Annotated in this window: 14 protein-coding genes and 1 tRNA gene; 4 read left to right on the top strand and 11 right to left on the bottom strand. The window is 65.0% G+C overall.

Annotated elements, in window-relative coordinates; translation table 11 throughout:
* Positions 1 to 30 precede the first annotated feature (30 nt).
* From rpmI to DIE04_RS06770, 8 genes are all read right to left on the bottom strand, one after another.
* A complete protein-coding gene (gene rpmI, locus DIE04_RS06810) occupies positions 31 to 228 on the bottom strand; it encodes a 50S ribosomal protein L35 (protein WP_004191477.1) in 198 nt (65 codons plus the stop codon).
* A 190-nt stretch (positions 229 to 418) separates the two neighbouring features.
* On the bottom strand, positions 419 to 943 hold the full coding sequence (infC, locus tag DIE04_RS06805; RefSeq protein WP_071734130.1) for a translation initiation factor IF-3: 525 nt from the start codon (positions 941 to 943) through the stop codon (positions 419 to 421).
* A gap of 49 nt (positions 944 to 992) precedes the next feature.
* Positions 993 to 2,900 carry a threonine--tRNA ligase gene (gene thrS, locus DIE04_RS06800; RefSeq protein ID WP_124522527.1) on the bottom strand — a complete coding sequence of 636 codons (1,908 nt, stop codon included), beginning with the start codon at positions 2,898 to 2,900 and terminating at the stop codon, positions 993 to 995.
* 272 nt (positions 2,901 to 3,172) lie between these two features.
* Positions 3,173 to 3,249 (bottom strand) — tRNA-Val (locus DIE04_RS06790).
* Between the two features lie 96 nt (positions 3,250 to 3,345).
* Complete coding sequence (locus DIE04_RS06785; protein ID WP_044846048.1) at positions 3,346 to 5,580, bottom strand: bifunctional (p)ppGpp synthetase/guanosine-3',5'-bis(diphosphate) 3'-pyrophosphohydrolase; 2,235 nt, start codon at positions 5,578 to 5,580, stop codon at positions 3,346 to 3,348.
* A 39-nt stretch (positions 5,581 to 5,619) separates the two neighbouring features.
* Positions 5,620 to 5,973, bottom strand: a complete 354-nt coding sequence (locus DIE04_RS06780; protein ID WP_006758848.1) for a RidA family protein — start codon at positions 5,971 to 5,973, stop codon at positions 5,620 to 5,622.
* 81 nt (positions 5,974 to 6,054) lie between these two features.
* On the bottom strand, positions 6,055 to 6,951 hold the full coding sequence (locus DIE04_RS06775) for an alpha/beta fold hydrolase (RefSeq protein WP_124488888.1): 897 nt from the start codon (positions 6,949 to 6,951) through the stop codon (positions 6,055 to 6,057).
* A 132-nt stretch (positions 6,952 to 7,083) separates the two neighbouring features.
* Positions 7,084 to 7,989, bottom strand: coding sequence for a LysR family transcriptional regulator (locus tag DIE04_RS06770; protein ID WP_124488887.1), 906 nt, complete (start codon positions 7,987 to 7,989; stop codon positions 7,084 to 7,086).
* Positions 7,990 to 8,127: 138 nt separating this feature from the next.
* Between DIE04_RS06770 and DIE04_RS06765 the strand changes: the two genes are divergently transcribed.
* From DIE04_RS06765 to DIE04_RS06755, 3 genes are read left to right on the top strand one after another with little or no spacing between them, the layout of a single operon-like run.
* Positions 8,128 to 8,682 carry an ester cyclase gene (locus DIE04_RS06765; RefSeq protein WP_124522525.1) on the top strand — a complete coding sequence of 185 codons (555 nt, stop codon included), beginning with the start codon at positions 8,128 to 8,130 and terminating at the stop codon, positions 8,680 to 8,682.
* Positions 8,683 to 8,693: 11 nt separating this feature from the next.
* Positions 8,694 to 9,707 carry a polysaccharide deacetylase family protein gene (locus DIE04_RS06760; protein ID WP_124522523.1) on the top strand — a complete coding sequence of 338 codons (1,014 nt, stop codon included), beginning with the start codon at positions 8,694 to 8,696 and terminating at the stop codon, positions 9,705 to 9,707.
* A 46-nt stretch (positions 9,708 to 9,753) separates the two neighbouring features.
* Positions 9,754 to 10,467: an SDR family oxidoreductase gene (locus tag DIE04_RS06755; protein WP_124522521.1), complete on the top strand. Its 714-nt coding sequence runs from the start codon at positions 9,754 to 9,756 to the stop codon at positions 10,465 to 10,467.
* Positions 10,468 to 10,563: 96 nt separating this feature from the next.
* Here DIE04_RS06755 and DIE04_RS06750 read toward each other — a convergent pair whose 3' ends face one another.
* Together DIE04_RS06750 and DIE04_RS06745 are read right to left on the bottom strand one after the other, a co-directional pair.
* Entirely contained in the window at positions 10,564 to 11,205 is a 642-nt protein-coding gene (locus tag DIE04_RS06750; protein WP_124488883.1) for a CoA transferase subunit B, read from the bottom strand.
* Between the two features lies 1 nt (position 11,206).
* Positions 11,207 to 11,911, bottom strand: coding sequence for a CoA transferase subunit A (locus DIE04_RS06745; protein WP_044846055.1), 705 nt, complete (start codon positions 11,909 to 11,911; stop codon positions 11,207 to 11,209).
* A gap of 223 nt (positions 11,912 to 12,134) precedes the next feature.
* On the opposite strand from DIE04_RS06745, the gene DIE04_RS06740 reads away from it, so the two are divergent.
* Entirely contained in the window at positions 12,135 to 12,680 is a 546-nt protein-coding gene (locus DIE04_RS06740) for a LuxR C-terminal-related transcriptional regulator (protein ID WP_044846056.1), read from the top strand.
* A gap of 99 nt (positions 12,681 to 12,779) precedes the next feature.
* Here the strand turns inward: DIE04_RS06740 and DIE04_RS06735 are convergent, their stop codons facing one another.
* Positions 12,780 to 13,211, bottom strand: a complete 432-nt coding sequence (locus DIE04_RS06735; RefSeq protein WP_044846057.1) for a thioesterase family protein — start codon at positions 13,209 to 13,211, stop codon at positions 12,780 to 12,782.
* Between the last annotated feature and the right edge of the window lie 13 nt (positions 13,212 to 13,224).

The following is a 13,224-nucleotide window of genomic DNA, read 5'->3' as shown; positions in this document are numbered from 1 at the left end:
GTTTCTCTCCTTGGAGTATCAGTTGAGGGGTTACGCGAACGGCAGCATTGCGCGGACGGAGTTCAGATCGGAATCATGAACTGCCGTTGCGCCGCGCAGGTGACGCTTGTTCTTCGTGGTTTTCTTGGTCAGGATGTGACGCTTGAAGGCTTGACCGCGCTTGACGGTACCGCCCGGACGCACCACGAAGCGCTTTGCAGCACTCTTCTTGGTCTTCATCTTAGGCATGACGAACAACTCCAGTTTATTTGATGGCGATGGGTGTGCGGTTGGCTTGCGCCCTTGACCCGCCCTTCGAAACCCAGTCCACTTGTGTACGGCGAACCGCTTGCGCAGCCGCCGTCATTGTTGGTGCGCCGCCCTGACCGGGCCACGCACCGAACCACTTTCGAACCTGCGCGCGTGGCGCGCAGGCCCGTTACTTCTTTTTCTTCGGCGAGAGCACCATGATCATCTGGCGCCCTTCCATCTTCGGCATCTGCTCGACCTGGCCGACTTCCTCGAGATCCGTGCGCAGACGCTCAAGCATCCGCATGCCGATCTCCTGGTGAGCCATTTCGCGGCCGCGGAAACGCAACGTGATCTTCGTCTTGTCGCCCTCTTCGAGGAAGCGCACGAGATTGCGAAGCTTGACGTTGTAGTCACCGTCATCGGTACCCGGGCGGAATTTGACTTCCTTCACCTGGATGACCTTTTGCTTCAGCTTCGCTTCGTGCTGCTTCTTCGATTCCTGGTACTTGAACTTGCCGTAATCCATCAGACGGCAAACCGGCGGAACCGCTTGCGGCGCGATTTCCACCAGGTCAACATCCAGTTCTTCCGATTTACGGAAAGCATCAGCGAGTTTTACGATACCGAGCGGTTCGTTCTCGATCCCGACCAGACGCACTTCCGGCGCAGTGATTTCACCGTTGATGCGGTGCGACGACTTATCAGTAGCGATGTTACGTTTCCTCTAAAAATTAAAAAAACGAGCCGCGCTGCCAGGGCGGTTACTTGAACGAGCGCAGGTCTTCCTGCAGACGCTCAACGAAGGCTTCGATCGGCATAACGCCAAGATCGACGCCGCCACGGGCACGCACGGCTACCGTTTGCGCATCACGCTCCTTATCGCCCACGACGAGGAGATAAGGCACCTTTTCCAGCGTGTGCTCGCGTATTTTATAGCTAATCTTCTCGTTGCGCAAATCGGCCGCCACTCTAACCCCTTGTTTTTGCAACGATTGGGCCAGGGACTGCGCATATTCGGCCTGACTTTCGGCGATATTGAGCACAATTGCCTGGAACGGCGCGAGCCAGACGGGCATTGCACCAGCATGGTGCTCGATCAAAATGCCGAGGAAACGCTCCATCGAACCGACGATCGCGCGGTGCAACATCACCGGCCGGCGGCGGCTGTTGTCTTCCGCAACGTACTCGGCGCCGAGGCGCTCCGGCAGGACCATGTCGAGCTGCAGCGTGCCGCACTGCCACGAACGGCCGAGTGCATCCTTGATGTGGTACTCGATCTTCGGGCCGTAGAACGCGCCTTCACCCGGCAACTCTTCCCACGTGAGGCCGCAGGCCGTCAGCGCGTCGCGCAGGCCCTGCTCCGCGCGATCCCACGTCTCGTCCGTGCCCGCACGCTGCTCGGGACGCAGCGACAGCTTGATGTCGATGTGATCGAAACCGAAGTCCTTGTACACGCTCATGGCCAGCGTGTTGAACGCGATCGATTCCGAAATGAACTGGTCTTCCGTACAGAAGATGTGCGCATCGTCCTGCACGAAGCCGCGCACGCGCATCAGGCCATGCAGCGCGCCCGACGCCTCGTTGCGATGGCACGAACCGAATTCCGCGTAGCGCAGCGGCAGGTCGCGGTACGAGCGCAGGCCGTGCTTGAACACCTGGACGTGCCCCGGACAGTTCATCGGCTTGATCGCGTAGTCGCGCTTCTCCGACTCCGTCGTGAACATGTTCTCGCGGTAGTTCTGCCAGTGGCCCGACGCTTCCCACAGCGAGCGGTCCATGATCATCGGCGTCTTGATCTCGAGGTAGCCGGCTTCGTTCACGCGGCGGCGCATGTACTGCTCGACCTGCTGCCACAGCGCCCAGCCCTTCGGATGCCAGAACACCATGCCCGGCGACTCTTCCTGCATGTGGAACAGGTCGAGTTGCTTGCCGAGCTTGCGGTGGTCGCGCTTTTCCGCTTCCTCGAGCATGTGCAGGTATTGATCCTGGTCTTCCTTCTTCGTCCAGGCCGTCCCGTAGATGCGCTGCAGCTGCTCGTTCTTCGAGTCGCCGCGCCAGTACGCGCCCGCGACCTTCATCAGCTTGAAGACCTTCAGCTTGCCGGTCGACGGCACGTGCGGGCCGCGGCAGAGGTCGGTGAAGCCGCCGTGCGAGTACAGCTTGATTTCGTCACTTTGCGGAATCGATTCGATGATCTCGGCCTTGTACTTCTCGCCGAGGCTGCGGAAATAGCCGGCCGCCTCGTCGCGCGATACGACGCGGCGCGTCACCGGCTCGTCCTTCTTCGCGAGTTCCTGCATGCGCTTTTCGATCTTTTCCAGATCTTCAGGCGTAAACGGGCGGTTGTACGAGAAGTCGTAATAGAAGCCGTTGTCGATCACCGGACCGATCGTCACCTGCGCATCCGGATACAGATCCTTCACCGCATAGGCGAGCAAGTGCGCGGTCGAGTGACGAATGATGTCGAGACCGTCGGCATCCTTGTCCGTGACGATCGCGAGCGATGCGTCGCGATCGATGACCGTGGACGTATCGACCAGCTCGCCATCGAGCTTGCCACCAAGCGCAGCCTTCGCAAGGCCGGGACCGATCGAGGCCGCAACCTCGGCAACTGTCACCGGATGCTCGTATTGTCGAACTGAGCCGTCAGGCAAGCGTATCGAAACCATAGCAATCTCCGTGATGCCGACAGTGGGCGGCAAACCAAGCACGCGATATCAAAGTCACGCGCGAAAATTTCGCGACAAAAAAAATGCGGCCCCGCTTTCGAGGGGCCGCATTCGATACTTCACTCAAACTGAAAGGGCGAAAACGTTCCTCGACTAGCGTCGCTCCGAAAAGGTTTCGGTCAACGTTCGCGGTGTCATAACCGTATTCGCCTTGTTCGCGTTGAGTTATTTACTTCATCGAACACCCGAAAAACCGGGCATTCTCAATTCGTTGGTAGGCTCGATTGGACTCGAACCAACGACCCCCACCATGTCAAGGTGGTGCTCTAACCAGCTGAGCTACGAGCCTAGAGAAGCTAAGATTATATGGAGCCAACGCAGACTTGGCAAGCGTTTTTATGCGGCCGCAGCAAAATGATCGGGCTCCAACCCCATTACAGGGACATCAAGCCTTGCGCCCCGCCCGCACGACGCCCGGCACTTCGCCGAGCAGCGTGCACGCCCGCTGCACCTGCGCGGAATTCGACACCTCGACCGTGAACTGCATGAATGCCGCGTTGCGGCGGCTCTGCGTCTTCACGCCCACCACGTTCATCTTCTCGCGCGCGAACACTTCAGAGATATCGCGCAGCAGGCCTTGCCTGTCGCTCGCCTCGATCATCAGGTCGACCGGATAGACGGACACACCACGGCCGCCCAGCACGTCGGCCGACCAGGTCGTCTGCAGTACGCGCTCCGGCGCCCGCTCGGCCATCCGCCGGAACGTCGGGCAGTCGCTGCGGTGGATCGACATCCCCTTGCCGCGCGTCACGAAACCACTGATCGGGTCGGGCGGCGCCGGACGGCAGCAGCGCGCAAGCTGCGTCAGCAACGCATCGACACCGACCACCAGCACGCCGGTCGACGCGCCGTGCGCGACGCTCGCCCCGCTGCTGCGCTTCTCGAAATCGGCGGGCGCCTCGGGCGCATGGTCGGGCGGCGGCGCATCGGACAGCGCGTGCTCGACGTTGCGCAGGCTGAATTCCTCCTTGCCGACGACCGAGAACAACTCATCGGGCGACTTGAAGCCGAGCTTCGCGGCCAAATTGTCGAGGTTGACCGACGTCTTGCCCTCGCGCTGCAGCGTCTTTTCGACGAGCGCGCGACCATGCGCGATGTTCTCTTCCTGCTCGATCGAGTTGAACCACGCACGCACCTTCTGTCGCGCGCGCGGGCTCTTCAGGTAGCCGAGCTGCAGGTTCAGCCAGTCGCGCGACGGCCCGCCCTCCTTCACCGCGACGATCTCGACCGTCTGGCCGTTGGCGAGCGACGTGTTCAGCGGCACCATCACGCCGTCGACGCGCGCGCCGCGGCAGCGATGGCCAAGCTCGCTGTGCAGGTGATACGCGAAATCGACCGGCGTCGCGCCCTGCGGCAGCGCGATCACGCGCGCCTGCGGCGTCAGCACGTAGATATGGTCGTCGTCGAGCGATGTCTCGCGCAGTTGCGCCCACGCCTTGTCGCCCGAGACTTCGGTGCCGTCCTCGACGTCGTCCTTCCATGCGAGCAGCTGGCGCAGCCACGCGATCTTCTCGTCGTACTTGTCGCTCGCCGAGAACTGGCCGCCATAGCCGCGCGCGCCCGCTTCCTTGTAGCGCCAGTGCGCGGCGACGCCGTACTCCGCGAAGCGGTGCATTTCCTGCGTGCGGATCTGTACTTCGAACGCGCGACCGTCGTCGCCGATCACGACCGTATGCAGCGACTTGTAGCCGTTCGGCTTGGGACGCGAGATGTAATCGTCGAATTCCTTCGGCACCGGCTGCCACAGGTGATGCACGATGCCGAGCACCGCGTAGCAATCCTTGATGTCCGGCACGATCACGCGGAATGCGCGCACGTCGTACAGCTCGGAGAAGTCGAGCTCCTTGCCGCGCATCTTGCGCCAGATGCTGTAGATGTGCTTCGGCCGACCGCTCACGTCGGCCGGGATGTGCGCTTCCGCCAGTTCGTGCTGCAGCCGCTCGATCGCCTGCGCGACGTACGCCTCGCGTTCGATGCGCTTTTCGTCGAGCAGCTTGGCGATGCGCTTGTAGGTGACCGGATCCTCGAAGCGGAACGCGAGGTCCTCGAGCTCCCACTTCAGTTGCCAGATACCGAGACGGTTCGCGAGCGGCGCATAGATCTCGAGCGTCTCGCGCGCGACGTCGGGGGGCGGGTCGATCTTCGCCGCCGCGTAGTAGCGCAGCGACTGCAGCCGCGACGCCAGCCGGATCAGCACCACGCGGATGTCCTGCGCGAACGCGAGCAGCATCTTGCGCAGCGCCTCGATCTGCGTGCGCCGCTCTTCCGCGGCGTCGCGCCCGGCGTCGGGCATCGCGTTCTGCGCGGCGCGCAGGCTCACGGTGCCGAGCCGCAGCAGCTTGCGCACGTCGGATACGAGCCGCGCAACCTCTTCGCCGAAGCGTTCGGTCAACTCCCGCTCCGGGTCGTTCAGGTGCGGCGTCAGCACGAACAGCGCAGCCGCCTGCATCGCGTGCGGGTCGACGTTCAGCGTGCGCATGATCGACGCCGTGCCCGCCGAATGATCGGCGAGCAACTCGCCCGTCGACAGGCGCGCGTCGCCGGCCCGCTCGCGCACGAACGCGAGCACGTCGTCGAACGACGGCGCCGCGACGGAAGAAGCGGAAACGGACTCGGTCATTGCACGGCCTGGCGTATTGCGGTCATCGTGATGCTTCGCTCAGCTCCGCTGCGCGGCGACGACAACGATCTCGACGAGCAGCGCCGGATCCGCGAGCTTCGCCTCGACGGTCGCGCGCGGCGGCGTATTGCCGGGCGCGACCCACGCGTCCCACTCCGCATTCATGCCTTCGAAGTTCGCGAGATCCGAAATGTAGATCTGCACCGACAGCAGATGCGCCTTGTCGCTGTTCGCTTCGGCGAGCAGGCGGTCGATGTGGCCGAGCACTTCGCGCGTCTGGCCCTTGATGTCCTGGGTGGTGTCTTCGGCAATCTGGCCGGCCAGATACACGGTACCGTTGTGGATCGCGGTTTCGGAGAGACGGGCCCCGACGTGGTGACGAATGACTGCCATGGAATGTTCCGGTCGTGTGAGTAGGTGAAGTATCGGCGACGACACGGCCCGCGTGCCGCCGAACCGCATATTATGACGCGTTTATGCGCCGCCTTCGACGAAAAACCGGCGGGCGAGCGCAATCTGGTCGGCACTGATGAACGCCGGCGCATGGCCCGCGTCCTGGATCTCGGCTTGCGTCACGTGCCGGCCGCGCCGCACCATCTCGGCCGCCGTGTCGCGCGACAGCAGGTCGGAACGCTCGCCGCGCACGACCAGCAGCGACGCATCGGTGGTCTCGATCGCGCGCCACAGCGCGGCCTCGCCGAGCGCGGCCAGTTCGGGCGTCGTCGCCTTGAACGGCTCCGCGATGCGCGGATCGTAGCGCATCGTCCAGCCGCCGTCGGGCAACTCGCGCAGCAACGGCCCGTTGATCTCGCGCCACTCGTCGCCGCTCAATGCGCCGAACGGCAGCGACAGCGACGTCAGATAGTCGATGCCCTCCTGCTCCGTCGCGAAGCGCGGCTGCACGCCGAGGTATTCGCCGATGCGCGTCAGCGAATCGGGTTCGATGCGCGGGCCGACGTCGTTGACGATCATCCGGCGCAGCGGCGAACCGGGCAGCCCCGCGAGCGCCATGCCGATCAGCCCGCCCATCGACGTGCCGAACCAGTCGACCGACTCGACGTCGAGCCGCGCGATCAGCGTCACCATGTCGGCCACGTACTGCGGAATCGCATAAAGCCGCGGATCGGCGAGCCAGTCGGAGCGCCCGCGCCCGACGACGTCGGGGCAGACGACGCGATACGTATCGGACAGCGCGGCGGCGAGCCGGTCGAAGTCGCGCCCCGAACGGGTCAGGCCGTGCACGCAGAGCAGCACGCGCGGATTGGCGGGGTCGCCCCATTCGGTATAGGCGACGTGGTGAAGGCCTGCGGCGCTCGCACACTGCACCCGTCGCTGACGGGGAACCGGAGGATTCGCTGAGGTTGTTGGCATCGTTGGCATCCTGTCGAACGTGGACGGTGCGGCGGGCAATGCTTGCACCACCCGATGCAAACGATTGTAAACCGCTTCTTAACGGCGGGTCGTCACGCGCCTGCGGTCATCCGGCGCATCGTTCGCACCGGCTCACGCGCCGCGGCGCCACGAGGCGCGCAACTGCTCGCGCAGGAAGTCGATGAACGCCCGCACGCGCAACGGCACGTGACGCCCGCCGGGATAGACTGCATGAAGCGGCGCCGCGGGTGCGGCGAATGCCGGCAGCACGCGGACGAGCCGGCCCGCGTCGAGGTCGGCACCGACATCCCAGATCGACTTCAGCGCGATGCCCGCGCCCTCCAGCGCCAACGTACGAGCCGCACCGCCGTCGTTCGTCAGCAGCGCGGCCGTCACTTCGACCGCAACCGCGCCCTGTACACCGTCGAACCGCCACTCCGCACGCGGCTGGTCGCCCATCACGATGCATCGGTGCATGCGAAGCTCGGCGGGATGGGCCGGCAGCCCGTGCACGGCGAGATAGCTCGACGACGCGCACAGCACGCGATGATTCGGCGCCAGCTCGCGCGCGATCATCGTCGAATCGGCGAGGCTGCCGATCCGCACGGCAACGTCGATGTCCTGCGCGAGCAGATCCACGATCGCGTCGGTCAGCATCAGGTGCACGGTCAACTCCGGATGTTGCCGTTGAAACGCGGCGACGAGCGGCGCGATCCGCAGCCGGCCGAGTTCGCCGGGCGCCGTCAGGCGCAGCACGCCGCTGACCGTGCCGCGACGATCGCTCATCAGCGTTTCGGCGCGATCGACCTCGGCCAGGATGCGCAGCACCTGCGCATGGAACTGCGCACCGTCGTCGGTCAGCGTCTGCTGTCGCGTCGTCCGGTGCAGCAGACGCACGCCGAGCTGCGACTCGAGATGCGCGAGCCGCTTGCTGACGACGGACAGCGACAAGTCCAGCTCGCGCGCCGCCGCGGACAGGCTACCGGCCGACACGATTCTCGCGAAGGTATCGAGCGCCGGGAGATCGTCGATCAGCATCGCGGCACCCGCTTCGCCTCGCCCTTTCTTTTTTTCGAATAATCCATTCGCTTTTAGACCGTATTTGTGTTCAGAACGGAAACCTACCATACCTGTTCCGCGTCGTCCCGCGAGGCCATTCACAGGACATCCGAAACCATGTCGATCCTTCCTTCGAACGTGCGCCCGATCACCCGCGTCATCGCCGCGGCGGCCTGCGTCGCCGCGCTGTCGCCTGTCGCGGCCCGCGCCGCCGACCTTCTCGACCCACACGGCCTGACCGTCGCGACCGACGTGCCGGCTACGCAGGCGCGCGCGCAGATCCTCGCCGCGCGTCGCTACGGCACGTTCTGGGATACCGGTGATGCGACCCTCGCCCGCGCTGCACTCGCGGCCGATTTCGTCGACCGGACGTTGCCGGCCGGCCGTGAACAAGGCGTAGCGGGGCCACTCGCGGCGTCCAGGACGATGCGCACGGCCATCCCGGACCTGCATTGCGACATCGAACAGATGATCGTGGCGGGCGACCGTGTCGTCGTGCACCTGCACTTTCGCGGCCATTTCACCGGCACGTTCAACGGAACGACCGGAAGCGGACAGGCGATCGACTTCATCGCGACCGACATCTACCGCATCGTCCAAGGTCGGATAGCGGAAAACTGGCACATCGAGGACAACCTGACGCTGATGCGTCAGCTCGGGCTCGTCGGCTGACGGAGGGGACGATGACTGACAGCGACTACGATTCTTCGGCGATGCGTCCGGCGCGCCGCAAGTTTCTTGCACAAGCAGGCGCCGGGGCGGCCGCCGGCATCGCGATGGCCGCGGGCGCCTCCCGGTCGGCAACTGCCGCGCCGATATCGGATGCTGCCGGGACGAACGCCAGCGGGTTCTGGCCGGACAACACGCGGCTCGCCATCTCGATCTCGATGCAGTTCGAGGCCGGCGGACAACCGCCCAAGGGCGCGGACAGCCCGTTCCCGTCCGTCGAGTTTCCACCGTCGGTCCCGGTCGACCTCGCGTCGGCCACGTGGTTCGCATATGGCTACCGTGAGGGGATCCCGCGTCTTCTCGACCTGTGGGACCGGCATGGCGTGAAGGTCACGTCGCACATGATCGGGGAAGCCGTGCGCCGGCATCCCGAACTGGCACGCGAGATCGTGTCGCGCGGCCACGAAGCGGCCGCGCACGGCCCGACCTGGCGGTCGCAATTCGCGATGAGCCGCGACGACGAGCGCCGCTTCCTCACCGAAGCCCGCGACATGGTCGAAGCGGCGACGGGACGGCGCCCGATCGGCTACAACTGCAACTGGCTGCGGCGCGGACCGCACACGCTGCCGCTGCTGCAGGAACTCGGCTACGTGTATCACATCGACGACGTCAGCCGCGACGAGCCCTTCATCGAAACCGTCGACGGCCGCGATTTCGCGGTCGTTCCATACACGTTGCGCAACAACGACATCCTGCTGATCGAAGGCCGCAATTACTCGCCGACGATGTTTCTCGAGCAGATCAAGCTCGATTTCGACCAGTTGTACGCGGAAGCCGGCCAGCGGCGACGATTGATGTCGATCAGCGCGCACGACCGGATCAGCGGCACGCCGCAGATGGTCCGCGCCTGGGACGCGTTCCTGCACTACGCTCGATCGCATCCGGGCGTTGCCTTCATGCGCAAGGACGACATCGCCCGCTTTGCCCTGCGCAGCCCGTCGACGTTGCGCGAAGCCGAAACGATCTGACCGGATTGCGCTCACCTGCTCACCTCCTCACCTCGGAAGGACCACCATGAACGATTCACTCCACGGAAAGAAGGTACTCGTCGTCGGCGGCAGCTCCGGCATCGGTGCCGCCGCCGCGACCGCATTCGCACGACTCGGCGCTGTCGTGACGATCGCATCGCGCAACCCGGACAGGGTCGATGCAGATGCCGCGCCGGGCGCGCAAGTACGCACCGAAGCGCTCGACATCACGGATACGGCGGCCGTCGATGCGTTCTGCGCGCGCGCCGGCCAGTTCGACCACGTCGTGATTTCGGCCGCGAAGACAGCGACAGGCCCGATCCGCGCGCTGCCGCTTGCCGACGCGCAGGCCGCGATGGACAGCAAGTTCTGGGGCGCATACCGCGTCGCACGCTCGATCGATATCGCACCCGGCGGTTCGCTGACGTTCGTGTCGGGCTACCTAAGCGTGCGACCGAACGCGTCGTCGGTACTGCAGGGGGCCATCAACGCGGCACTCGAGGCGCTCGCCCGCGGCCTTGCGCTCGAGCTGTCGCCCGTGCGGGTGAATACCGTATCACCGGGCCTGATCGCGACGCCGCTGTGGGACAAGCTCGCCCCCGATGCGCGCGACGCGATGTACGCGGGCGCCGCGCAGCGCCTCCCGGCACGCCGCGTGGGCCAGCCGGAGGACGTCGCGAATGCGATCGTGTATCTGGCGGCAACGCCTTATGCAACCGGCTCGACGGTGCTGATCGACGGCGGCGGCGCGATCGCGTGATTAGCGTGATTCGGGTGACGTATGCGGTCATGACAAAACGCCCCGCGTTCCACAGGGGAACGCGGGGCGTCGAGCGTCGAGACGAAAGGCCGGCGCTTACGCGACCGCGCTCACGTCGAGCGGCGCGCCCGTCTTTGCCTGGATCTCTTCCGCGCTTACGCCGTCGGCGAGTTCGAGCACCTTCAGGCCGGCCGGCGTCACTTCGATCACGCCGAGATCGGTGATGATCAGGTCGACCACGCCGACACCCGTCAGCGGCAGGTTGCATTCGTCGAGGATCTTGTGCTGGTCGCCCTTCGCGACATGCTCCATCAGCACGACGACGCGCTTCACGCCCGCGACGAGGTCCATCGCGCCGCCCATCCCCTTGATCATCTTGCCCGGGATCATCCAGTTCGCGAGGTCGCCCTTCTTGCTGACCTGCATCGCGCCGAGGATCGCGAGGTTGATGTGGCCGCCGCGAATCATCGCGAACGAATCGGCCGACGAGAAGATCGACGAGCCCGGCAACGTCGTGACGGTCTGCTTGCCGGCGTTGATCAGGTCGGCGTCGACCTCGTCCTCGGTCGGCGACGGGCCGATGCCGAGCAGCCCGTTCTCCGACTGCAGCCACACTTCGACGCCTTCCGGCACGTGGTTCGCGACGAGCGTCGGCAGGCCGATGCCGAGGTTCACATAGAAGCCGTCCTGCAGTTCCTTCGCCGCGCGCGCGGCCATCTGGTCACGATTCCAGGCCATGTCAGTCTCCTTTCGCGCGTACGACGCGTTGTTCGATGCGTTTTTCGGGCGTCGCGTTCAGCACGATGCGCTGCACGAAGATCCCCGGCGTGTGGACATGGTCCGGATCGAGTTCGCCGTTCTCGACGATCTCCTCGACTTCCGCCACGGTGATCTTGCCCGCCATCGCGCACATCGGGTTGAAGTTGCGCGCGGTGCGGCGATAGATCAGGTTGCCGGACTTGTCGGCCTTCCATGCCTTCACCAGCGCGACGTCGGCCGTCAGCGACGGCTCGAGCACGTAGTGGCGATCGCCGAACTGGCGCGTTTCCTTGCCTTCCGCGATCACGGTGCCGTAGCCGGTGTTCGTGAAAAAGGCGGGGATGCCGGCGCCGCCCGCGCGCAGCTTCTCGGCGAGCGTGCCCTGCGGCGTGAATTCGAGCTCGAGTTCGCCGGCCAGGTACTGGCGCTCGAACTCCTTGTTCTCGCCGACGTACGACGAGATCATCTTCCGGATCTGGCGCGTTTCCAGCAACAGGCCGAGACCGAAGCCGTCGACGCCTGCGTTGTTGCTGATGCAGGTGATGCCCTTGACGCCGGAATCGCGCAGCGCCGCGATCAGCGCCTCGGGAATCCCGCACAGGCCGAAGCCGCCCACCGCGAAGGTCTGTCCGTCGCGGACGATCCCTTCCAGCGCGGCGGCCGCGCTTGGATAGACTTTGTTCATCTGTATGTCCCTTCCTCTATGGAAACCAGCAAAACCGGTTCACGCGCCCACTGGGCCGCAAGCCCGCCGCATCATTCTATGCATGCACGGCGATACCTGCGTCGAGGCGCGCTGTTTTTATATCGCGGCAAACCGCCGCGAGATGCCTGAAAGGGTACGATGTGACGCCGATACGGCACAATACGCAAAAATACATAAGCATTTGCCTCCGCTTGCCCGCGCCATGCCCGCTCTCGATTACCAGACTGCCTTTCACCTCGCGCCGCTCGGCCTCGTGATGTCGCGCGACCGCGTGATCGAGGACTGCAACGACGCGCTCGCGGCGATCTTCCGCTGCGCGCGGGCCGATCTGATCGGCAAGTCGTACGAGGTGCTGTATCCGTCGCCGGACGAATTCCAGCGCATCGGCGAGCGCATCTCGCGCGTGATGATCGCGAACGGCACCTACGCCGATGACAGAATCATGAAACGGGCCGACGGCGAGCTGTTCTGGTGCCACGTGACGGGCCGCGCGCTCGACCGCACCGCGCCGCTCGCGGCGGGCGTCTGGACCTTCGAGGACTTGAGCGCGACGCGCCGGGTCGCCGTCGAGCTGACGCCGCGCGAACGCGAGATCGCCGCGCAGCTCGCGACCGGCAAGACCAGCAAGCAGATCGGGCGCGTGCTCGACATCAGTTCGCGCACGGTCGACATCTATCGGGCGCGGCTGATGCGCAAGTACGGCACGAACAATACGCCGGAGCTGCTGCAGCGCCTGCTCGGCCAGTAAGACGCGCCCCGGAATGGCAATCGGCCGCGTGAAGCGGCCGATTCGGGAGATCATCGGGAAATGGCGACACACCGGGCGCCGGCTTCGGCGCCGTCGCGCTCAGCCGACCTGCGCCGCGAGCGCGCGCTCGATCGTATCGCGCAGCAGTTGCGGCAGCGGCACCGACTTGCCGAGCGCGTAGTCGACCCACACGCAGCGCGCGTTGCCGCGCGCATACACGTGCTGCGGATCGTCCGCGCGCGTCAGCTCGAAACCGGTGTCGAAGCTGCTGCGGCCCGGCTTCGCGGCCGACATCTTCGCGATCACGTCGCCCGGATAGTGCAGTTGCTTCAGGAACTCCATCGACGCCGTGACGATCACGGGCCCCTGCCCCTCGCCGTTGCCGCCCGCGATGCCGAGTTCCTCGAACCACGAGATCCGCGCCTGTTCCATGTAGCGGAAATAGACCGTGTTGTTCACGTGGCCGAACGCATCCATGTCGCCCCAGCGGATCGGCATCGACATTTCAAATACGGGGGAATATTCGCTCATTGCAGTCTTCTTT

The organism is Burkholderia sp. Bp8994 (assembly GCF_003853805.1).
Taxonomy (GTDB): domain Bacteria; phylum Pseudomonadota; class Gammaproteobacteria; order Burkholderiales; family Burkholderiaceae; genus Burkholderia.
This window is presented reverse-complemented; position numbering and strand designations above follow the sequence as displayed.

What these genes read in the sequence shown, in the direction of transcription:
- rpmI (WP_004191477.1), bottom strand. Translation starts at nt 228, where the DNA reads ATGCCTAAGATGAAGACCAAGAAGAGTGCTGCAAAGCGCTTCGTGGTG.
- thrS (WP_124522527.1), bottom strand. Translation starts at nt 2,900, where the DNA reads ATGGTTTCGATACGCTTGCCTGACGGCTCAGTTCGACAATACGAGCAT.
- DIE04_RS06785 (WP_044846048.1), bottom strand. Translation starts at nt 5,580, where the DNA reads ATGACCGAGTCCGTTTCCGCTTCTTCCGTCGCGGCGCCGTCGTTCGAC.
- DIE04_RS06780 (WP_006758848.1), bottom strand. Translation starts at nt 5,973, where the DNA reads ATGGCAGTCATTCGTCACCACGTCGGGGCCCGTCTCTCCGAAACCGCG.
- DIE04_RS06775 (WP_124488888.1), bottom strand. Translation starts at nt 6,951, where the DNA reads ATGCCAACAACCTCAGCGAATCCTCCGGTTCCCCGTCAGCGACGGGTG.
- DIE04_RS06770 (WP_124488887.1), bottom strand. Translation starts at nt 7,989, where the DNA reads ATGCTGATCGACGATCTCCCGGCGCTCGATACCTTCGCGAGAATCGTG.
- DIE04_RS06765 (WP_124522525.1), top strand. Translation starts at nt 8,128, where the DNA reads ATGTCGATCCTTCCTTCGAACGTGCGCCCGATCACCCGCGTCATCGCC.
- DIE04_RS06760 (WP_124522523.1), top strand. Translation starts at nt 8,694, where the DNA reads ATGACTGACAGCGACTACGATTCTTCGGCGATGCGTCCGGCGCGCCGC.
- DIE04_RS06755 (WP_124522521.1), top strand. Translation starts at nt 9,754, where the DNA reads ATGAACGATTCACTCCACGGAAAGAAGGTACTCGTCGTCGGCGGCAGC.
- DIE04_RS06750 (WP_124488883.1), bottom strand. Translation starts at nt 11,205, where the DNA reads ATGGCCTGGAATCGTGACCAGATGGCCGCGCGCGCGGCGAAGGAACTG.
- DIE04_RS06745 (WP_044846055.1), bottom strand. Translation starts at nt 11,911, where the DNA reads ATGAACAAAGTCTATCCAAGCGCGGCCGCCGCGCTGGAAGGGATCGTC.
- DIE04_RS06740 (WP_044846056.1), top strand. Translation starts at nt 12,135, where the DNA reads ATGCCCGCTCTCGATTACCAGACTGCCTTTCACCTCGCGCCGCTCGGC.
- DIE04_RS06735 (WP_044846057.1), bottom strand. Translation starts at nt 13,211, where the DNA reads ATGAGCGAATATTCCCCCGTATTTGAAATGTCGATGCCGATCCGCTGG.